At 71.1% G+C, this 19,271-nt stretch carries 19 protein-coding genes; 6 read left to right on the top strand and 13 right to left on the bottom strand.

Annotation, left to right across the window (positions count from 1 at the left end; genetic code table 11):
- Positions 1–195: 195 nt before the first annotated feature.
- Together ACQUQD_RS36755 and ACQUQD_RS36750 are read left to right on the top strand one after the other, a co-directional pair.
- Positions 196–612, top strand: a complete 417-nt coding sequence (locus ACQUQD_RS36755; RefSeq protein ID WP_428956533.1) for an STAS domain-containing protein — start codon at positions 196–198, stop codon at positions 610–612.
- Between the two features lie 343 nt (positions 613–955).
- A complete protein-coding gene (locus ACQUQD_RS36750; protein ID WP_428956532.1) occupies positions 956–3,016 on the top strand; it encodes an NPCBM/NEW2 domain-containing protein in 2,061 nt (686 codons plus the stop codon).
- Between the two features lie 82 nt (positions 3,017–3,098).
- Here ACQUQD_RS36750 and ACQUQD_RS36745 read toward each other — a convergent pair whose 3' ends face one another.
- Positions 3,099–4,061 carry an ROK family protein gene (locus ACQUQD_RS36745; RefSeq protein ID WP_428956531.1) on the bottom strand — a complete coding sequence of 321 codons (963 nt, stop codon included), beginning with the start codon at positions 4,059–4,061 and terminating at the stop codon, positions 3,099–3,101.
- 217 nt (positions 4,062–4,278) lie between these two features.
- Between ACQUQD_RS36745 and ACQUQD_RS36740 the strand changes: the two genes are divergently transcribed.
- Positions 4,279–5,316, top strand: coding sequence for a LacI family DNA-binding transcriptional regulator (locus tag ACQUQD_RS36740; RefSeq protein WP_428956530.1), 1,038 nt, complete (start codon positions 4,279–4,281; stop codon positions 5,314–5,316).
- Between the two features lie 75 nt (positions 5,317–5,391).
- On the opposite strand, the gene ACQUQD_RS36735 is transcribed toward ACQUQD_RS36740, so the two are convergent.
- The 5 genes from ACQUQD_RS36735 to ACQUQD_RS36715 form a co-directional block, all read right to left on the bottom strand.
- A complete protein-coding gene (locus ACQUQD_RS36735; protein ID WP_428957744.1) occupies positions 5,392–6,690 on the bottom strand; it encodes a DUF6986 family protein in 1,299 nt (432 codons plus the stop codon).
- 169 nt (positions 6,691–6,859) lie between these two features.
- Positions 6,860–7,822 carry an electron transfer flavoprotein subunit alpha/FixB family protein gene (locus tag ACQUQD_RS36730; protein WP_428956529.1) on the bottom strand — a complete coding sequence of 321 codons (963 nt, stop codon included), beginning with the start codon at positions 7,820–7,822 and terminating at the stop codon, positions 6,860–6,862.
- Between the two features lie 57 nt (positions 7,823–7,879).
- Positions 7,880–8,668, bottom strand: coding sequence for an electron transfer flavoprotein subunit beta/FixA family protein (locus ACQUQD_RS36725; protein ID WP_428956528.1), 789 nt, complete (start codon positions 8,666–8,668; stop codon positions 7,880–7,882).
- Between the two features lie 224 nt (positions 8,669–8,892).
- Positions 8,893–9,399 (bottom strand): flavin reductase family protein, encoded by a 507-nt coding sequence (locus ACQUQD_RS36720; protein WP_428956527.1) that lies wholly within the window; start codon positions 9,397–9,399, stop codon positions 8,893–8,895.
- Positions 9,400–9,637: 238 nt separating this feature from the next.
- Complete coding sequence (locus ACQUQD_RS36715) at positions 9,638–9,958, bottom strand: TlpA family protein disulfide reductase (protein ID WP_428956526.1); 321 nt, start codon at positions 9,956–9,958, stop codon at positions 9,638–9,640.
- Between the two features lie 238 nt (positions 9,959–10,196).
- Between ACQUQD_RS36715 and ACQUQD_RS36710 the strand changes: the two genes are divergently transcribed.
- Positions 10,197–10,925, top strand: coding sequence for a lysophospholipid acyltransferase family protein (locus ACQUQD_RS36710; RefSeq protein WP_428956525.1), 729 nt, complete (start codon positions 10,197–10,199; stop codon positions 10,923–10,925).
- 20 nt (positions 10,926–10,945) lie between these two features.
- On the opposite strand, the gene ACQUQD_RS36705 is transcribed toward ACQUQD_RS36710, so the two are convergent.
- From ACQUQD_RS36705 to ACQUQD_RS36675, 7 genes are all read right to left on the bottom strand, one after another.
- On the bottom strand, positions 10,946–11,632 hold the full coding sequence (locus ACQUQD_RS36705) for a B3/B4 domain-containing protein (protein WP_428956523.1): 687 nt from the start codon (positions 11,630–11,632) through the stop codon (positions 10,946–10,948).
- Between the two features lie 8 nt (positions 11,633–11,640).
- The gene (locus tag ACQUQD_RS36700; protein ID WP_428956522.1) at positions 11,641–12,240 is read right to left on the bottom strand and encodes a transglutaminase domain-containing protein; all 600 of its coding nucleotides are present in this window, start codon (positions 12,238–12,240) and stop codon (positions 11,641–11,643) included.
- A gap of 84 nt (positions 12,241–12,324) precedes the next feature.
- Positions 12,325–13,395 (bottom strand): threonine aldolase family protein, encoded by a 1,071-nt coding sequence (locus ACQUQD_RS36695; RefSeq protein ID WP_428956521.1) that lies wholly within the window; start codon positions 13,393–13,395, stop codon positions 12,325–12,327.
- The gene (locus ACQUQD_RS36690) at positions 13,392–14,153 is read right to left on the bottom strand and encodes an SDR family NAD(P)-dependent oxidoreductase (RefSeq protein WP_428956520.1); all 762 of its coding nucleotides are present in this window, start codon (positions 14,151–14,153) and stop codon (positions 13,392–13,394) included. The genes ACQUQD_RS36695 and ACQUQD_RS36690 overlap by 4 nt, the downstream gene beginning before the upstream one ends.
- A 26-nt stretch (positions 14,154–14,179) precedes the next feature.
- Positions 14,180–15,589, bottom strand: coding sequence for a DUF6421 family protein (locus ACQUQD_RS36685; RefSeq protein WP_428956519.1), 1,410 nt, complete (start codon positions 15,587–15,589; stop codon positions 14,180–14,182).
- A gap of 81 nt (positions 15,590–15,670) precedes the next feature.
- A complete protein-coding gene (locus tag ACQUQD_RS36680; protein WP_428956518.1) occupies positions 15,671–16,696 on the bottom strand; it encodes an alpha/beta hydrolase in 1,026 nt (341 codons plus the stop codon).
- A 40-nt stretch (positions 16,697–16,736) separates the two neighbouring features.
- A complete protein-coding gene (locus tag ACQUQD_RS36675) occupies positions 16,737–17,864 on the bottom strand; it encodes an LLM class flavin-dependent oxidoreductase (RefSeq protein ID WP_428956517.1) in 1,128 nt (375 codons plus the stop codon).
- Between the two features lie 165 nt (positions 17,865–18,029).
- Between ACQUQD_RS36675 and ACQUQD_RS36670 the strand changes: the two genes are divergently transcribed.
- Both ACQUQD_RS36670 and ACQUQD_RS36665 read left to right on the top strand, forming a co-directional pair.
- Positions 18,030–18,575, top strand: a complete 546-nt coding sequence (locus tag ACQUQD_RS36670) for an FABP family protein (protein ID WP_428956516.1) — start codon at positions 18,030–18,032, stop codon at positions 18,573–18,575.
- 40 nt (positions 18,576–18,615) lie between these two features.
- Positions 18,616–19,236, top strand: coding sequence for a PadR family transcriptional regulator (locus ACQUQD_RS36665; protein WP_428956515.1), 621 nt, complete (start codon positions 18,616–18,618; stop codon positions 19,234–19,236).
- Positions 19,237–19,271: the final 35 nt, after the last annotated feature.

Raw genomic sequence — 19,271 nt, 5'->3', positions numbered from 1 at the left:
TCTGCATCATTTCACTCCATCAAGTGATGCGAAGGCGTCGGGAATCGTTACGCCACGACGCCGCGCGGGAAGTGCCGATACGGTGTCCGACCAGGCGCCCCAGCCCCCGGCGACCTCCCGAATCGTTCGCACGAATCATGTGGCAGCGCGGACGGCTCCCCAGGAGCCGGACAGGTGCTCGGCCCGGGGGGACCGATGCGACAGGGCAACCAACAGGACTTCCTCTTCGATGACTTCGGAGACTTCGACGGCATCACCGACATGTCAGGCCTCGACGAATCCGTGTGCGCTCCCGTGGTGCACACACCTGGCGACTGCGCCGTCATCGAACTCAACGGCGAGATCGACCTCCTGCCCTTCCAGCGGATGGCCCCGCTGCTCGACACCGTGGCGGCGGGCCCGTACCGCGTCGTGGCGATCGACCTCACCGGCACCACGTTCTTCGACTGCTCCGGGCTCTCGCTCCTGGTGCGCGCGCACCGCAGAGCCTCGGGACGCGGCGGACGCGTCGCGGTGGTCTGCCGCCACCGCCTGACACTCCGCATCATCGAACTCTCCGGACTGACACAACTGTTGAATCCGGTGGCGACGCTGGACGAGGCGTTGCGCTGAAGCCGGGAGCGGTCCTGGGGCGGCGGCCGGAGCCACCGCCCCAGGACCGCTGAGCACATCCGATGTCCCGCGAAGGCGCGCGGCAAGACGGACGGCGTCGGCCAGCGGCTGCGTCACGCCCCGTTCTCGGGCTCTTCGGACTCCCCGGGACGCAACTCAACACAACCGAACGCGAGACCGCATCTCACGCTCAACTCTCGTGTTCCTGAAGGGTTCTGACGCGATATCAAGCACCTCCTACCGCTCCCCTTCCAACACACTCCAACACGCTCTACCGTAAACGCGCGTCAGTGACACGTACATGCAGTGATCCAACCTTTCGGGAGTACGGAGGAACGTAACCATGCGTCGTCTTCCCACCCGCAGCCCCGGTGCCGTCCGGCGAAGAGTCGTCGGAGCACTGGCCGTGGCGGTGCTGGGCGCCGGCGGACTCGTGGCGGCACCCGCATCCGCCACCGCGTCCGCACCCGCGCCCCGCGCCGCGTCCGACGAGTCGTCCCCCGCGCTCGACGACGGGCCGGCCCTCACCCCGCCCATGGGCTTCAACAACTGGAACTCCACGCACTGCCGCGCGGACTTCGACGAGGCCATGGTGCAGGGCATCGCCGATCTGTTCGTGGACAAGGGGCTCAAGGACGCCGGGTACCAGTACGTGAACCTGGACGACTGCTGGGCCCTGCCCGAGCGCGACGCGGACGGGAAGCTGGTGCCCGATCCGGCCCGCTTCCCCCAGGGGATCAAGGCGGTCGCGGACTACGTCCACGCCAAGGGGCTCAAGCTCGGCATCTACACCAGCGCCGGGACCAAGACCTGCAGCGACATCGGTTTCCCGGGCGCGCTCGGCCACGAGTACAGCGACGCGCAGCAGTTCGCCGACTGGGGCGTCGACTACCTCAAGTACGACAACTGCAACAACCAGGGCGTCGACGCCAAGCAGCGCTACACGACGATGCGCGACGCCCTGCGCGCCACCGGGCGCCCCATCGTCTACAGCATCTGCGAATGGGGCGAGAACAAGCCGTGGGAGTGGGCCGCGGACGTCGGGCAGCTGTGGCGCACCACGGGCGACATCAGCGACAGCTGGGGCTCGATGCTGTCGCTGATGAAGCAGAATCTGCCGCTCGCGCCGTACGCGGGACCCGGTCACTGGAACGACCCGGACATGCTGGAGGTCGGCAACGGCGGCATGACGGACACCGAGTACCGCACCCATTTCTCGATGTGGGCGGTCATGGCGTCGCCGCTGCTGATCGGCACGGACCTGCGCACGGCGTCGGACACGACGTACGAGATCCTGTCCAACCGTGACGTGATCGCCGTCGACCAGGACCCGCTGGGCAAGCAGGGCTCCGTGGTCTCGTCCGAGGGCGGCCGCTGGGTCGTGTCCAAGGAGATGCGGGACGGCAGCCGCGCCGTGGCCCTGTTCAACGAGACGGGCTCCGCGCAGCGCATCGCGACCTCGGCGAAGGCGGTCGGGCTGCCCTCCGCCACCGCGTACGTCGCGCGCGACCTGTGGCAGCACAAGAACGTCAACACGGCGGGCACGCTCGCGGCGACGGTCCCCGCGCACGGCACGGTGCTGCTGCGCGTGGCCGCCGACCCGAAGTGGTCCACGTATCCCCCGGCCGCCGAACTCGGCCTGGACGAGGGCGTGTTCGTCGAGCCGGGCGGCTCCACCGGGACCACCGCCACGTTCGCGAACCTGGGCCGCACCGCGGCCCGTGACGTCGCCGTGTCGGTGAGCGGGCCGGCGGGCGAGGGCTGGAAGGTCGAGGCGTCCGGGCCGACGAAGGCATCCGTGGTGGCGAGCGGGAAGTCGCTGCGGACCCGATGGACGGTGAGCGCTCCGGCGGGCGCGGCCACGGGGTCGTACGACCTCACGCTGCGCGCCACCTACCGGTCGCCGCAGGGCACGAAGGTCACCAGTACGGTCCCGGTGACGGCGGCCGTCGCGACAGCGCCGCCGAGCGGTACCGCGTCCCTGGGCGAGCTGCCCTGGCTCGCGACGTCCAACGGCTGGGGTCCGGTCGAGCGCGACTCCAGCAACGGCGAGAGCGACGCGGGCGACGGGAATCCGCTCACCATCGGCGGGGTGGTGTACGCCAAGGGTCTCGGCGTCCATGCCGCCAGTTCCGTGGACTACTACGCGGCGCGTTCCTGCGAACGCGTCACCGCGCAGGTCGGCGTCGACGACGAGAAGGGCACGAAGGGCACCGTCGCCTTCGAGGTGTGGGCCGACGACCGCAAGGTCGCGTCGACCGGCGTGCTCACCAACTCCGATGCCCCGCAGGCCCTTTCGGCCGATGTGACAGGGGCCCAGCTGGTGCGGCTCGTCGTCACGGACGGCGGCGACGGGGTCGACTCGGACCACGCGGACTGGGGCGACGCGCAGCTGCACTGCTGAGCGGGGCCCCGGTCGGGGGCGTGCGGGTCCCGTCCCGCACGCCCTCACCCGCAGTCGGTGCCGGGCGGGCGCGGTCGCTCCGTCAGACGGCCTGGTGGCGCGCCCGGTTCACGGCGGAGCCGGACCGCAGCGCGGCGGCCGCCGCGCCCACGAGCCCCGCGTCGGTGCCGGTGGACGCCGGGGCGACCGTGAGGCGCCGCACGAAGGACAGCGTGGCGTAGTCGCGCAGCGCGCGGCGCAGCGGGGCGAAGAGGACGTCGCCCGCCTTCGCCACTCCTCCGCCGATCACCGCGATGTCGATCTCGACGAGCGTCGCCGTCGCCGCGATGCCGGCCGCGAGGGCCTGGGCCGCCCGCTCGAAGGACGCCAGGGCCGCCTTGTCGCCGGCGTGTGCCGCACGGGCCACGGCGGCGGCGGAGGCGTCCCCGTCGGCCTCCGGTCGCCAGCCGTCGGCGAGGGCGCGGCGGGCGATGTTGGGGCCGCTCGCGATGCGCTCCACGCAGCCGCGCGCCCCGCAGGGGCACGGGTCGCCGTCGAGGTCGACGCTGATGTGGCCGATGTGGCCCGCGTTGCCGGTGGGGCCGGGGTGGAGCTGTCCGCCCAGGATCAGGCCGCCGCCGACGCCGGTGGAGACCACCATGCACAGCGCGTTGTCGTGGCCGCGCGCCGCGCCCTGCCAGTGCTCGGCCGCCGTCATGGCCACGCCGTCGCCGACGAGTTCGACCGGCAGGCCGTCCGTGGCGGCCGCCACGCGCGAGACCAGGGGGAAGTCGCGCCAGCCCGGCACGTTCACCGGGCTGACCGTGCCGGCCGAGCGGTCCACCGGGCCGGCGCTGCCGATGCCGACGGCCCGCGTCCGGGGCCACAGCTCGGACACCGTCAGCTCGGTGAGCACCGCCTCCACCGCGCCCATCACCGTCTCCCCGTCCTCCTGAGCGGGGGTCGGCCGCTGCGCCCGCGCGAGGATCCGGCCCTGGTCGTCCACGAGGGCGCCGGCGATCTTGGTGCCGCCGATGTCGAGCGCGGCGACGAGGTCCATGTGCATCAGTGTCAGATCCCCTGGAGAAAAGGCAGGTCGGAGAAGGTCACTCTAGGAAGCGAGAAAAGCGGTGCACAGTCTCCCCCGAGCCTGACAACGTTGTCCAGGCCCTATGCTCGACGCCACACGCCCGTACAGGATGATGAGGCCTGACGAATCGGGCCCGTCACCCCTTCCGGGTGGCCGGCTTCCCGGCAGCGACGACAGGACAGGACAGCGCATAGTGGACCGCACCGCCCGCCGCACCGAGAACCGCTACGGCAATCGCCCGACGATGAAGGACGTCGCCGCGCGCGCCGGAGTGGGCCTGAAGACGGTCTCCCGGGTCGTCAACGGCGAGCCGGGCGTCACGCCGGACACCGAGCGCCGCGTACAGGAGGCGATCGCCGCCCTGGGCTTCCGGCGCAACGACAGCGCGCGCGTGCTGCGCAAGGGGCGTACGGCGAGCATCGGGCTCGTGCTGGAGGATCTGGCGGACCCGTTCTACGGCCCGCTGAGCCGCGCCGTCGAGGAGGTCGCGCGGGCGCACGGCGCACTGCTCATCAACGGCTCCAGCGCCGAGGACCCGGACCGCGAGCAGGAGTTGGTGCTCGCCCTGTGCGCACGCCGGGTGGACGGCCTCGTCGTGATCCCGGCCGGTGACGACCACCGCTATCTGGAGCCGGAGATCGCGGCCGGTGTCGCGACCGTGTTCGTGGACCGGCCCGCCGGGAAGATCGACGCGGACGTGGTCCTCTCCGACAGCTTCGGCGGCGCGCGGGACGGCGTCGCGCATCTGATCGCGGGCGGCCACCGCCGTATCGGCTTCATCGGCGACCAGCCGCGCATCCACACGGCCGCCGAGCGCCTGCGCGGCTATCGCGCGGCGATGGAGGACGCCGGGATACCGGTCGCGGAGCAGTGGATGTCGCTCGGCGTCACCGACCCCGAGCGGGTGCGGCGCGCGGCCGAGGAGATGCTGTCGGGCCCGGAGCCCGTCACGGCGATCTTCGCGGGCAACAACCGTGTGACGGTGACCGTGGTCCGGGTCCTGGCCGAACTCGACCGCAGCGTCGCCCTGGTGGGCTTCGACGACATCGAGCTGGGCGATCTGCTGAAGCCGGGGGTGACCGTGGTCGCGCAGGACGCGGCGCAGCTGGGCCGGACCGCGGCCGAGCGGCTGTTCCGTCAGCTCGACGGGGCGACGCTGCTGCCGGAGCGCATCGAGCTGCCGACCCGGCTCATCCAGCGGGGGTCCGGTGAACTCGGCCCGGCCGATTGACCGTTGACGCGCTACGGACACACCACTGCCCCTTCCCGACCGTCCTCGGGAAGGGGCAGTGGTGTGTCCGTGGGGTTATTCGCCGGTGGTCGTCAGGTCGCCCCGGCGCGGTCCCGCGTAGCCCTCCAGGCCGCCCAGGGTGAGGCCGGTCAGGCGGGCCACCTCGGCGACGTCGAGCGCTCCGCAGTCGAGGCCGCGCAGCAGGTACCCGGCGAGGGCCTTGGCGGTGGCGGGCTCGTCGGCGATGTCGCCGGCGGTCTGCTTCGCGTACGCGGCGAGGCGCGCGGCGGCCTGCCGGAAGCCCTCGCGGTAGAAGGCGAAGACGGCCGCGTAGCGCGTCGGGATGTGGCCGGGGTGCATGTCCCAGCCCTGGTAGTAGGCGCGGGCCAGAGCGCGGCGCGTGAGGCCGTAGTGCAGGCGCCAGGCGTCGTGCACCTTGTCGGTGGAACCGACGGGCAGCACGTTCGTGGAACCGTCGGAGACGCGGACGCCGGTGCCCGCGGCGGCGACCTGCATGACGGCCTTCGCGTAGTCGGCGGCCGGGTGGTCGCTGGCCTGGTAGGCGGCGGAGACACCGAGGCAGGCGCTGTAGTCGAACGTGCCGTAGTGCAGACCGGTCGCGCGCCCCTCGGCGGCGTCGATCATGCGGGCGACGGCGGCGGTGCCGTCGGCGGCGAGGATCGACTGGCTGGTCTCGATCTGGATCTCGAACCCGATGCGCCCGGCGTCGAGCCCGTGCTGCTTCTCGAACGCCTCCAGGAGTCGCACCATGGCCGTGACCTGCTCCGGGTACGTCACCTTGGGCAGCGTCAGGACGAGCCCGTCGGGCAGGCCGCCGTGCTCCATGAGTCCGGTGAGGAAGATGTCGAGGGTACGGATGCCGCGGTCGCGGACCGACGCCTCCATGCACTTCATGCGGATGCCCATGTGCGGGGCGGCGGTGCCGTTCGCGTACGCCTCGGCGATGAGGCGGGCGGCGCGGGCCGCCGCCTCGTCCTCGTCGGCGTCGGACGCGGGCCGGTAGCCGTCCTCGAAGTCGACGCGCAGGTCCTCGACGGGTTCGCGCTCCAGCTTCGCGCGTACGCGGCTGTAGATCGGCTCGGCGAGCTCGTCGGCCAGTCCGAGCACCGCGGCGAACGAGGCGGCGTCCGGGGCGTGCTCGTCGAGCTGGGCGAGCGCCTGGTCGCCCCAGGAGCGGATGGTGCCCTCGTCGAAGGCGTCCGCGGGGACGTAGACGGTGTGGACCGGCTGGCGGGTGCCGGGGTCTCCTGGGTAGCGGCGGCTCAGCTCCGCGTCGACCGGAGCGAGTGAGGCGCTGATGCCCTCGCTGACCGCGCCCGCGAGGCTCGTCGACACCTTCTCCTGCTGACCCATTCGTGCACCCTCCATACGCTCACTGTTTCCGCTTCACGGAATCAACAATCCGTATAGCGAAGTTAACGGGCCGGGTGACCTGCGTCAATGGTCCCCTTGCATGGTCCCGGTACGCGGACGGGGCCGCGCGGCGATGAACGCCACGCGGCCCCGTCGGCAGCCGGACAGGTCAGCCCTTGCGGGTCTTGACCTCGTCGGTGAGCTGGGGGACGACGTCGAAGAGGTCGCCGACGACGCCGTAGTCGACGAGGTCGAAGATGGGGGCTTCGGCGTCCTTGTTGACCGCGACGATGGTCTTCGAGGTCTGCATGCCGGCCCGGTGCTGGATCGCGCCGGAGATGCCGTTGGCGATGTACAGCTGCGGCGAGACGGACTTGCCGGTCTGGCCGACCTGGTTGGAGTGCGGGTACCAGCCGGCGTCGACCGCGGCCCGGGACGCGCCGACGGCCGCTCCCAGGGAGTCGGCGAGGGCCTCGATGAGCGCGAAGTTCTCGGCGCCGTTGACGCCGCGGCCGCCGGAGACCACGATCGCGGCCTCGGTCAGCTCCGGCCGCCCGGTCGACTCGCGCGGGGTGCGCGAGGTGACCTTCGTACCGGTCGCCTTCTCCGAGAACGACACGGTGAGGGCCTCGACGGTACCGGCCGCCGGGGCCGCCTCCACGGCGGCACTGTTGGGCTTGACGGTGATGACCGGGGCGCCCTGGGTCACGGTGGACTTAGTGGTGTAGGAGGCGGCGAACACCGACTGGGTCGCCACCGGCCCGTCCGCGCCAGCCTCCAGGTCGACGGCGTCGGTGATGATGCCCGACCCGATCCGCAGCGCCAGACGCGCCGCGATCTCCTTGCCCTCCGCGGAGGACGGCACCAGCACCGCGGCCGGTGCGACCGCCTCGACCGCGGCCTGCAGCGCCTCCACCTTCGGCACGACCAGGTAGTCGGCGAACTCGGCGGCGTCGTTGGTGAGGACCTTCACCGCGCCGTGCTCGCCGAGCGCGGCCGCGGTGTCACCCGCGCCCGCACCCAGCGCGACGGCGACCGGCTCACCGATCCGGCGGGCCAGCGTGAGCAGCTCAAGGGTGGGCTTGCGGACGGCACCGTCCACGTGGTCGACGTAGACCAGAACTTCAGCCATGGGAATCTTCCAACTCTCGCAATGTGATGACGACTTGGCGACTCGACGAGTCGGTGCCTAGATGAACTTCTGGCCGGCGAGGAACTCGGCCAGCTGCTTGCCGCCCTCACCCTCGTCCTTCACGATCGTGCCCGCGGTCCGCGCCGGACGCTCGGTGGCCGCGTCGACCTTGGTCCAGGCCCCCTCCAGACCGACCTGCCCGGCCTCCAGGTCCAGATCCGACAGGTCCCAGGCCTCCACCGGCTTCTTCTTCGCCGCCATGATCCCCTTGAACGAGGGGTACCGCGCCTCACCGGACTGGTCGGTGACCGACACGACGGCCGGCAGCGAGGCCTGGAGCTGCTCCGAGGCGGTGTCGCCGTCGCGGCGGCCCGTCACCGTGCCGCCCTCGACCGCCACCTCCGACAACAACGTCACCTGCGGCACCCCCAGCCGCTCGGCCAGCAGCGCCGGCACAATACCCGCCGTGCCGTCCGTGGACGCCATCCCGGAGACCACCAGATCGAAACCGGCCTTCTCGATCGCCTTCGCCAGCACCAGCGACGTACCGATCGCGTCCGTGCCGTGCAGATCGTCGTCCTCGACATGGATCGCCTTGTCCGCACCCATCGACAACGCCTTGCGCAGCGCGTCCTTCGCGTCCTCGGGACCCACCGTCAACACGGTGATCTCCACATCATCATCGGAATTCTCCGAGATCTGCAGCGCCTGCTCCACCGCGTACTCGTCCAGCTCCGACAGCAGACCGTCCACCTCGTCACGGTCAACGGTCAGGTCATCGGCGAAGCCCCGGTCGCCAGTGGCGTCGGGCACGTACTTCACGGTGACAACGATCCTCAAGCTCACGCCGGCTCTCCTACTGCAATCGTCTTTTACTGGGCGGCTTTGCTGCTGCGGCTGACAACGCCTTCTTGCAGGCAGCATAGGCGCCTGAAGCGGACTCTTCCGGTCGGGGCGGCCCGCGCTCCGAGCGAAATATTACTCGTCAGTACATCCACTCCATGCCCACTGAGCAAGCGCTTTGAACTGTGACCTTGCCAACGCTCCGTAATCGTGCGGCGCAGGAACTCTCAGTCGCGCAGCGCGTTGAAGCGACCCTGGTGATAGAGGAGCGGACGGCCGGCGCCGGCCGGGTCGCCGCAGACCGCTTCGGCGAGCACGATCCGGTGGTCCCCCGCGGGCACCCGCGCGATGACCCGGCAGACGAGCCAGGCCAGGACGCCGTCGAGGACGGGGACGCCCTCGGGTCCCTCGAACCAGCGGGTGGGGGCGCCGAAGCGGTCGGCGCCGCTCCGGGCGAAGGTGGCGGCGAGGTCGGCCTGGTGCTCGCCGAGTATGTGCACGCCGATGTGGTCGGCCTCGGCGACGGTGGGCCAGCTGGAGGCGCCCAGGCCGACGCCGAACGAGATCACCGGCGGTTCGGCGGAGACCGAGGTGAGGGAGGTGGCGGTGAAGCCCACGGGTGCGGCACCGGCCGCTGTGATCACCGCGACACCGGCGGCGTGCTGGCGGAAGACCGAGCGGAGCAGGTCGGGGGTGGCGGGCCGGGCGGTGCGCAGATCGGGCGTGGCCGTCATGGAGTTGTCCTTCTGCCGGAGGGTTCGAGCGGGGTCCGTGGCTGCGTCAGCAGACGCGACAGCGGGCGCTCGAACAGCGGGCCAGGTCGACGTGGACCCGCTCGTAGAGAAGGAGTTCCGGAGGCATACGGTCAGCGTGACGATACGTGGCGCGTGCAGTCAAGTGCGTTCCGTCATGTGGGAGATGCGTCACCGCTCCCCCTCGCCTCCCCCGCAGCCCACCGGCTCCTTCGCCGACTCAGATCGCTTCGCCCAGCGCGGCGATGACGTCCGCCTTGCGGGGCTGGCCGGCCGCGCGGCGCACCTCACGGCCGCGGGCGTCCAGGACGAGCACGGTGGGGGTCTTGACGACACCGGTCCTGCGTACGAGACCGAGCTCGGCCTCGGCGTCGATCTCGATGTGGGACACGCCGGGGACCATGGCGGCGACCTCCGCGAGAACCCGTCGGGTGGCCCGGCAGGGTGCGCAGAACGCGCTGGAGAACTGCACGAGCGTGGCGCGCTCCCCCAACTCCTCACCCAACTGCCCGGCATCCAGCGTCACTTCGGTCACGCTCACCCCACACCTCCTCGGTCCACCGCTTCACTTGCAGCGCCGAAACGTCTCGTCGCATTCCCGGTCACGTGACAAGGATCTCGCGCGCGGCCGGAACCAGGACTGGTCACTCGGCCGTTCTTGGGGCACGATCTGCGCAAGCCGGAAAACCTACGGCTGCGTAACTTACCGCCGGGAGCCACCTCCTCCGGAATCCTCCGGAAGAAACTCCCCACGGCAATAAGAAGGGTCCACCCCCTCCATGGCAGAGCTCGTCTACCGTCCGGTCATCGGCGCCGCGAAAACGATGTTCAAGGCGCTCGACCTGAAGATCGACTGCAAGGGCTCGGAGAACATTCCACGCTCGGGCGGAGCCGTCCTGGTCAGCAACCACATCAGCTACCTGGACTTCATCTTCGACGGCCTCGCCGCCCTGCCCCAGAAGCGACTGGTCCGCTTCATGGCGAAGGAGTCGGTGTTCCGGCACAAGATCTCCGGCCCCCTGATGCGCAGCATGAAGCACATCCCGGTGGATCGCGCCCAGGGTGAGCACGCGTATCAGCACGCCCTCCAGTCGCTCCGCTCGGGCGAGGTCGTCGGGGTCTTCCCCGAGGCGACGATCTCGGAGTCCTTCACGCTGAAGAGCTTCAAGACGGGCGCCGTGCGCCTGGCCCAGGAGGCCGGGGTGCCGCTGATCCCGATGGCGCTGTGGGGCACCCAGCGCGTGTGGACCAAGGGCCGTCCGCGCAACTTCAAGCGACAGCACATCCCGATCACGATCCGGGTGGGCGAGGCCATCGAGGCGTCGCGCGACCAGTACGCCGGGGCGATCACGCGCCGGCTGCGCGACCGTGTGCAGGAGCTCCTCGAAGCGGCGCAGCGCGCCTACCCCGTGCGCCCCAAGGGTCCGGACGACACGTGGTGGATGCCGGCCCATCTGGGCGGTACGGCCCCGACCCCCGAAGAGGTCAAGGCCGCCGAGGCGAACTAGAGCCCGTCCGGGGCCGCGCCTCAGGCCGCTGGGTGAACCGTGAGGCGTACGCCGGGGCTGAACTTCTCCAGGAGTTCGGCCAGCTCGACACCCGCCGCTTCCAGGCCCGCGTGCTCGCCCATGCCCTCCAGGAGGAACAGGGCGTCGACGGAGGTGTCGGTGAGCCGGGTGCGGGTGCCCTGGCGCCAGTTCCAGCGGCGGCAGGTGACGCCCTCGTCGTCGCACCAGACGACCTCCCCGGCGTCCGGGTGCTCGACCGCCTGCTCGCCGGACGCGACGGTGACGAAGTCCTCCTCGCCGGTGGCCCTGATCAGCCGCATGCCGCCCTTGATGTGGCCGAGGTCCTCGCCGCCGACCGGGATCAGGTGGGCGACGCTGATCGCGTTGTAGACGTCCACGAGCGTGTTGATCCGCGGCAGGCCGCCGTCGGCGAGCGCCCTCTTGGCGAGCGCCTCCGCGGAGTTCCGGGTGCGGTTGGGCTTGGCCCCGAAGGCGGTGTAGGCCGCGCGCCAGGCCGCCATGTGCGGGTCCTCGTGCGGCGCGCGTCCGTCGAGGCGCGCGGCCAGACGGCGTGCGGCGTCGTCGAGGAGGGCCGAGGTGCCGTCCGTGCTGGGCGCGTTGACAAGTCCGTACGCCTCGACGGCGATGTGCCGGAAGTCCGGGGCGATGGCGCGGACGTCGTCGGAGACGGTGAGCTGGAGGGACATGGCCTGCCTTACGAGGTGAGCGAGTCGGGGAGGTTCTCCCAGAGGTACGGACGGTCCGGGGCGCTGCGCATGACATCGAGCACCACCGGATGGGGTACATCAAAGAGTACCGGATAGTCCACCTCACTGAACTTCGGATCGGGCACCCAGGCCAGCCGCTCCCCTTCGAGCGAGAACCGGGCATCGACGCCCGGCTTGTTCCCTCGGCAGTCCTGCCGGTGCCATGAGCCGTGGAACCGTACGGCGATCAGCCCGTGCACACACCAGCCCGTCCCGACGTCGTGCGTCAGCCGCTGATAACAGAGGGCCGTGGGGATGTCCTCCGCGCGCAGCAGCGCGGCCAGGGCATGGGCCTTCGCATGACAGATGCCGGTGCCCTGCTCCAGGACGTCGGAGGCCCGCCAGGTGACGCGCATGTCGCCGCTGTCGGCGGAGTGCGCAATGGTGTCGCGGACGTACTCGTAGGCGGCGCGGGCGTATGCATATGAATCCGCGGAGTCTTGCGCGAGGCGTGACGCCACGTCCCGGACGAGCGGGTGATGGTGATCGATGACGTCGTCGGCCGCCAAATATGCCGACAGATCAGGGTTCTGCTGAATCAGCTGCATGGCACGGGAGCATAGGAACGCGACCGACCGCCAGTCAATGACTTTACGATCGATCGCATACCTATGCAGACTGAGAGAGGGTGGCTAGCGCGCCATCTCCTCCTTGAGGGCGGCGACGAACCCGTCGACGTCCTCCTCGCGGGTGTCGAAGGCGCACATCCACCGGACGTCGCCGGCCGCCTCGTCCCAGAAGTAGAAGCGGTAGTGCTTCATCAGACGCTCGGAGACGTCGTGCGGAAGGCGGGCGAAGACGCCGTTGGCCTGCACCGGGTAGAGGATCTCGACACCGTCGACGGCGCGCACCCCCTCGGCGAGGCGCTGCGCCATCTCGTTGGAGTGCCGGGCGTTGCGCAGCCACAGGTCCCTGGCGAACAGGGCCTCCAACTGCACCGACACGAACCGCATCTTGGAGGCGAGCTGCATGGACAGCTTGCGCAGATGCTTCATGTGCCGGACGGCGTCCTGGTTGATGACGACGACGGCCTCGCCGAAGATCGCGCCGTTCTTCGTGCCGCCGAGCGACAGGATGTCGACGCCGACCGCGTTCGTGAACGTACGCATCGGCACGTCGAGGGAGGCCGCGGCGTTGGATATCCGGGAGCCGTCGAGGTGCACGACCATGTTCCGCTCGTGGGCGTGGTCGCAGATCGCGCGGATCTCGTCGGGCGTGTACAGCGTGCCGAGCTCGGTGGACTGCGTGATCGAGACGACCTGCGGCATCGCACGGTGCTCGTCGTCCCAGCCGTACGCCTGCCGGTCGATGAGCTCGGGGGTGAGCTTGCCGTCGGGCGTCGGGATGGTGAGCAGCTTCAGACCGCCCATGCGCTCGGGGGCGCCGCCCTCGTCGACGTTGATGTGCGCGGACTCGGCGCAGATCACCGCGCCCCAGCGGTCGGTGACCGCCTGGAGCGCGACGACGTTGGCCCCCGTGCCGTTGAAGACCGGGAACGCCTCGGCGGTCGGGCCGAAGTGGCTGCGGATGATCTGCTGGAGACGGGCCGTGTAGTCGTCCTCGCCGTACGCGACCTGGTGCCCTCCGTTGGCCAGGGCCAGTGCGGCCATGATCTCGGGGTGGGCGCCCGCGTAGTTGTCGCTGGCGAAACCCCGGATCGTGGGGTCGTGGTGCCTGCGGGCGTCGGTCCTGGGAGGATTCACGGCTTCTCGGTCAGCCACAGACGGGTCCCGTTCACTTCGGCGGCGGGCCGCCTCCAGACGCCGGCGATGGCCTCGGCCAGCTCCTTGACGTCGGTGAAGCCCGCGAACTTCGCGTTGGGGCGCTCCGCGCGCATCGCGTCGTGCACCAGCGCCTTGACCACCAGGATCGCAGCCGCCTGCTGCGGTCCCGCGTCGCCCCCCGCCTTGCGGAAGGCGTCGCCGAGCGCGAGCGTCCACGCCTCGGCCGCGGCCTTGGAGGCGGCGTAGGCGGCGTTGCCCGCGGTCGGCTTGCTGGCGCCGGCCGCGCTGATCAGCAGGTAGCGGCCCCGGTCGGAGCGGCCGAGACCCTCCTGGAAGGCGAGCGAGGTGTGCTGCACCGTGCGGATCAGGAGCTTTTCCAGCAGGTCCCAGTCGGCGAGGTCGGTCTCGGCGAAGCTCGCGCTGCCGCGCCAGCCGCCCACGAGGTGCACCACCCCGTCGACCCGGCCGAAGTCCTTCTCGACGCGGCCGGCCCAGTCGCGGGTCGCGTGCAGGTCGAGCAGGTCGACGGTGTCGCCGATGACGGTGGCGCCGCCGTGCGCGTAGCGCGCCTCGTCGACGGCCTCGGCGAGGCGCTCGGGATCCGCGTCGGCGCCGACGACCGTGGCGCCCGCCTCCGCGAGCCGCTTGAGGGTGGCGCGCCCGGCCGGTCCCGCGGCTCCGGCGACCGCGATCACGGCACCGTCCAGCGTGTCCCTGGTCTCGTTGGTGTCGGTCATGGCAGTCGCCTCCTGTACGGGATTGCTCACGCGGCCACCCGCTCGGCACCCGCCGCGGTGATCCCCTTGGTCGAGGCGATCACGTTCTTCAGCTTCTTGGAGAGCGCCTCATAGAACATGCTGAGCGGAAACTCGTCCGCAAGCACCTCGTCCACCAGCTTGCGGGGCGGCAGGCTCGTGTCGAGGGCGTCGGGGCCCTTGGCCCAGCGGGAGCCGGGGTGCGGCGCGAGATACGTCGAGACGAGGTCGTACGCGGCGAACCAGTGGACCAGCTTCGGACGGTCGATGCCGTCGCGGTACAGCGTCTCGATCTCGGCGCACAGCTGGTTGGTGACCTCGGGGGCGCGCTGCCAGTCGATGTGCAGCTTGTTGTCGGTCCAGCGCACGACGTCGTGCTTGTGCAGGTACGCGAAGAGCAGCTGGCCGCCCAGACCGTCGTAGTTGCGCACGCGCTCGCCGGTGACCGGGAAGCGGAACATCCGGTCGAACAGCACGGCGTACTGGACGTCGCGGCCCTGCGGGACGCCGTCGGCCTCCAGCTTCACGGCCTCCTTGAAGGCGGTGAGGTCGCAGCGCAGCTCCTCCAGGCCGTACATCCAGAACGGCTGGCGCTGCTTGATCATGAACGGGTCGAACGGCAGGTCGCCGTGGCTGTGCGTGCGGTCGTGGACCATGTCCCACAGCACGAACGCCTGCTGGCAGCGGTCCTGGTCGCCGACCATCCGCGCGATGTCCTCGGGCAGTTCGACGCCGAGGATGTCGACGGCCGCCTCGGTGACGCGGCGGAAGCGGGCCGCCTCGCGGTCGCAGAAGATGCCGCCCCAGGAGAAGCGCTCGGGGGCCTCGCGCACGGCGATCGTCTCGGGGAAGAGCACCGCCGAGTTCGTGTCGTAACCCGAGGTGAAGTCCTCGAAGGTGATGCCGCAGAACAGCGGGTTGTCGTAGCGCGTGGCCTCCAGCTCGGCCAGCCAATCCGGCCAGACCATGCGCAGCACGACGGCTTCGAGGTTCCGGTCCGGGTTCCCGTTCTGCGTGTACATCGGGAAGAGCACCAGGTGCTGGAGGCCGTCCTGACGCCGCGCCGCGGGCTGGAAGGCGAGCAGCGAGTCCAGGAAGTCCGGTACCCGGTAGCCGTCGTCGGCCCAGCGCCGCAGGTCGCGGACGAGCGCCTCGTGGTACGCGGCGTCGTGCGGGAGCAGCGGGGCGAGCTGCTCCACCGCGGCTATGACACGGTCGACCGCCAGATCTGCGGTGGCCTTCGCGGGGGCGCCCTCGGCGCCGAAGTCGATCGACCCGTCCTTGTCCTGCCAGGTCCTGATCTCCTCCACGGCGTCCTTGAGCACGGGCCACGCCGGGTGCTCCACCACCCTGTCGCCGACCGTCGGAGCCGAAGGAACGATCCCCTCCATGCCCGCCTGCACAAGAATTTCCGTCATGTCCCATCCTCCACGGGAGAACCTCGCGTAAGGACACCGTATGCATGCGAGGTTCTCCGGGACAAGAGGAGACTCGGGAAATTATCCTGCGCTACCCCCGGTGTTACCGCTGTTTTTCCTGTCTCGCACGCTTGAAACGATGACCTGTGCCACATCCGCCCGTGCCTGGCGCGCATCGCCGAGCAGTTCGGGGAAGCCGAAGAAGCCGTGGAACATGTGCGGGAAGTGGCTCTCGGTCACCGGGACACCGGCGGCGCGCAGGGCTGTCGCGTACGCGCGGCCCTCGTCGCACAGCGGGTCGCAGCCCGCGGTGACGACGTGGGCGGCCGGCAGCCCGGCGAGATCCTCGGCGAGGAGCGGTGAGACGTGGGGGTGGGCGGGGTCGCCGTCGGACCCGAGGTACTGGTCGCGGAACCAGCGGCAGTGGGCGGCGGTCAGGAAGTACCCGGCGGCGTTGGCGTCGAAGGAGCCGGCCTTCTGCCGGGCGTCGGTCGCGGGGTAGACGAGGACCTGCCGGGCGATGCGCGGGCCGTCCTCGTCGCGGGCGATCTGCGCGACGACGGCGGCGAGGTTCCCGCCCGCACTGTCGCCCGCGACCGTCAACGCGCATGGATCCGCGCCGAGTTCACCGGCGTGGCCGGCGACCCAGCACACGGCGGCGTACGCGTCCTCGACGGCGGCCGGGAACCGGGACTCGGGCGCGAGCCGGTAGTCGACGGAGACCACGACGGCCCCGGCGTCCCGGCACAGGCCGCGCGCCGTCGAGTCGTGACTGTCCAGATCGCAGATGACCCAGCCGCCCCCGTGGAAGAACACGACGACGGGCCGGGGCGCGTCCCCGTCCGTCGCGCCGCCGGACTCCGGCCGGTAGATCCGTACGGGAATCGGGGGCGCCCCGGGCGGCCCCGGTATCTCCCGGTCCTCGACGGCGCCGACGACGGGCGCGGGGAACGGTGCGGCGGGCGCGGCCGCGAGGATCCTGCGGGCCTCGGCGGCGTCGGTGACGGCCCCGCCGAGGTCGGGGAAGACGGCTGCCATCGCGTCCACGAGGGGACGGGCCTCGGGGGCGAGGCGGTCGACGGCGTCGGAGGTTTCTTCGATGGACATGGGCGACTCCGGTGGTCGGGTGGGCGCAGGCGCGCGGGTCTCAGGAGAGTCCGCTCCTGAAGTGCGGGATGACCGTCTCGCCCCACTGGCGCAGCGTCTCCAGACAGGCCTCCTGGGGAACCGTGCCCATCTGGATCAGGCACATGATCTCGTCGGCCCCGGCATCGCGCAGACGCTCGACGTAGGCGATGGCGTCGGCCGAAGTGCCGTACGCGTGGTCCGCGTTGAAGGTGGCCGTGGCTGTGGGGCGGACCGGGACGCGCTGTTCGTTGAGGCGGGCGACGACCTGCTCGGCGGCCCGGCGCATCTCGGCCGCCTCGTCCGTGCCGTCGACGACGGCCTCGTCGGGGATGCCCGCACCGCCGTACCAGTGCCCGATGGACTGGGCGAAGAAACGCTGGCCTCGGATGCCGATCCGGCGGGCCGCCTCCCGGTCGTCCGAGACGATGGTGGGGCACAGCACCGCGAAGTGGTCGTTGACGGCCGAGGAGACGAGCCGCTCGGGGGTCCGGCCGGCGATCGCCGCGTCGTAGGCGCCCCGCATCTCGGCGATCGACTCGGGGCCCGCGAAGCCCATCACCAGGGCGCCGACGCCGAGTTCGGCCGCCTGGCGCAGGGTGTCCGTGCGACTGCAGGCGAGGAACAGCGGCGGGTGCGGGGTCTGGGCGGGCCGGGGCAGGATCGGGTGCGGGTCGATGTCGAGGAGCGGGCCGTGGTGCTCCAGCTCGTCCTTCTCCCAGGCCTTGCCGATGATGCGCAGCGCCTCCTCGACCTCCTGGGTCGTGCGGTCCTTGTCGACGCCGCACAACGACGTCTCCTGGACGGTGCCGCCGCGCCCGGCCCCGAGGTCGAGCCGGCCGCCGCTGAGCAGGTCGAGGGTGGCGGCGCGCTCGGCGACGCGGGCCGGGTGGTTGAACCGGAACGGCATGCAGACCACGCCGTGCCCGACGCGGATGCGGGACGTGCGGGCCGCTACCCAGGTCAGAAAGACCTCCGGCGCGGACATGTGCGCGTACCACTTCAGGGAGTGGTGCTCGACCGCCCAGATCCGGTCGAACCCCATCTCCTCGGCAAACACGGCCTGTTCGACGCAGTCGCGGAAGAGCTGGTGCTCACGCTCGACCGTGGGGTCGGCGAGCTGGGCCTCGAAGATGACGGAGAACTTCATGGCGCCTCCGGGTCGTTGCCTCCATATGACTCATAGCTATATGACGATCCGTCAGAAAAGGGAAGGGGCGGGCAGGCACCGGAGGAGCCGCACGCGAAGACCGGGGACGGGGTCGCGGGCCCTTTAGGCTGTGCTTCCCTGCCACCCCGACCCTGGAGCCCCGCCGTGTTCGACCCCGCACCCGAGTACCCGTACCACGACAGCGACCGGCCGGACGGGGCGCCCGCACCGCACGCGCTGCTCGCCCCCGTGCTCGGCCTGCTGGGGAGCTGGCACGGACGCGGGCGCGGTGGATACCCCACGATCGACGGGGAGTTCAGGTACGCCCAGGAGGTCACCTTCCGGCACGACGGGCGGCCGTTCCTCAGCTACGAGGCCCGGGCCTGGCTGCTCGACGCCGACGACGTGCCGGTGCGTCCGGCGGCCCGGGAGAGCGGCTGGTGGCGGCTGCAGCCGGACGGGCGGGTGGAGGCGCTGATCACCCAGCCCACCGGTATCGGGGAGATCGCGGTCGGGCGCGCGGCCGACGGCACGGTCGACCTCGCCACCGACAGCGTGGCACTGACGCCGACGGCCAAGAAGGTCGAGGGGACCCGGCGCCGCTACACCCTGGCCGACGCGGACACCCTGACGTTCGAGCACGATCTCGCCGCGGTCGGACAGCCGTTGCAGCACCACCTGTCGGCGCGGCTGCGGCGCAAGGCCGCTTAGGGCTTGCGCCGGCCCTCGCGGCTCACTTCAATGCGGACCCATGCCGACCTCACCGCTGCCACCGACCGCCTGGGCCGTGCTCGGACTGCTGTCCTTCCCGGGTGAGCGGACCGGCTACGAGCTGAAGAAGTGGGCCGACGCCTCGCTCCGGTTCTTCTACGGGGCGCCCGCCTTCAGCCAGATCTACGCCGAACTGCGCCGGCTGGAGCGGCTCGGGTACGTGACGTCGCGGCGTTCGGGGCCCGAGGAGCCCCGGGCGAAACGGGCGTACGCCATCACGCCGGCCGGCCGGGACGCGCTCGCCGACTGGGCGGCCGGCGGAACCGGCGCAGAGGACGCGGCCGCGGACGCCGTGACGCTTAGGCACCCGGTGGTGCTGCGGGTGTGGCTGGGGCATCTCGCCGCACCGGAGCGGCTGCGGGCCCTCGTCGAGGAGCATCTGGCGCGCACCGAGGGCGAGTTGAAGGAGGTACGGGACGCGCTGGCGCGGGCCGACGGGGTCGAGGCGTGGGCCCATCCGCAGATCGCCCTGCGCTGGAGCGAGCGGCATCTGCTGGCCGAGGTCGAGCTGACCCGGGGCCTGTTGGCGGATCTGGAGGCGCTGCCCCCGGCCGACGGCGGCGCGGGTCAACCTCCGCCGGACTCGCCCACCGACGGGTGACATGACCGCCCGTCCGGGTCCGGGCCGGTAGGACG

Source organism: Streptomyces sp. cg35, from assembly GCF_050410835.1.
Taxonomy (GTDB): Bacteria; Actinomycetota; Actinomycetes; order Streptomycetales; family Streptomycetaceae; genus Streptomyces.
The sequence above is the reverse complement of the archived record's forward strand: the minus strand, read 5'-3'. Positions and strand labels throughout refer to the sequence as shown.

Excerpts from the sequence above, each read along its gene's own strand:
- ACQUQD_RS36690 (WP_428956520.1), bottom strand. The coding sequence starts at position 14,153 with ATGACCGACACCAACGAGACCAGGGACACGCTGGACGGTGCCGTGATC.
- ACQUQD_RS36700 (WP_428956522.1), bottom strand. The coding sequence starts at position 12,240 with ATGCAGCTGATTCAGCAGAACCCTGATCTGTCGGCATATTTGGCGGCC.
- ACQUQD_RS36735 (WP_428957744.1), bottom strand. The coding sequence starts at position 6,690 with ATGGGTCAGCAGGAGAAGGTGTCGACGAGCCTCGCGGGCGCGGTCAGC.
- ACQUQD_RS36710 (WP_428956525.1), top strand. The coding sequence starts at position 10,197 with ATGGCAGAGCTCGTCTACCGTCCGGTCATCGGCGCCGCGAAAACGATG.
- ACQUQD_RS36680 (WP_428956518.1), bottom strand. The coding sequence starts at position 16,696 with ATGTCCATCGAAGAAACCTCCGACGCCGTCGACCGCCTCGCCCCCGAG.
- ACQUQD_RS36685 (WP_428956519.1), bottom strand. The coding sequence starts at position 15,589 with ATGACGGAAATTCTTGTGCAGGCGGGCATGGAGGGGATCGTTCCTTCG.
- ACQUQD_RS36705 (WP_428956523.1), bottom strand. The coding sequence starts at position 11,632 with ATGTCCCTCCAGCTCACCGTCTCCGACGACGTCCGCGCCATCGCCCCG.
- ACQUQD_RS36675 (WP_428956517.1), bottom strand. The coding sequence starts at position 17,864 with ATGAAGTTCTCCGTCATCTTCGAGGCCCAGCTCGCCGACCCCACGGTC.
- ACQUQD_RS36745 (WP_428956531.1), bottom strand. The coding sequence starts at position 4,061 with ATGCACATGGACCTCGTCGCCGCGCTCGACATCGGCGGCACCAAGATC.
- ACQUQD_RS36720 (WP_428956527.1), bottom strand. The coding sequence starts at position 9,399 with ATGACGGCCACGCCCGATCTGCGCACCGCCCGGCCCGCCACCCCCGAC.
- ACQUQD_RS36730 (WP_428956529.1), bottom strand. The coding sequence starts at position 7,822 with ATGGCTGAAGTTCTGGTCTACGTCGACCACGTGGACGGTGCCGTCCGC.
- ACQUQD_RS36665 (WP_428956515.1), top strand. The coding sequence starts at position 18,616 with ATGCCGACCTCACCGCTGCCACCGACCGCCTGGGCCGTGCTCGGACTG.
- ACQUQD_RS36750 (WP_428956532.1), top strand. The coding sequence starts at position 956 with ATGCGTCGTCTTCCCACCCGCAGCCCCGGTGCCGTCCGGCGAAGAGTC.
- ACQUQD_RS36755 (WP_428956533.1), top strand. The coding sequence starts at position 196 with ATGCGACAGGGCAACCAACAGGACTTCCTCTTCGATGACTTCGGAGAC.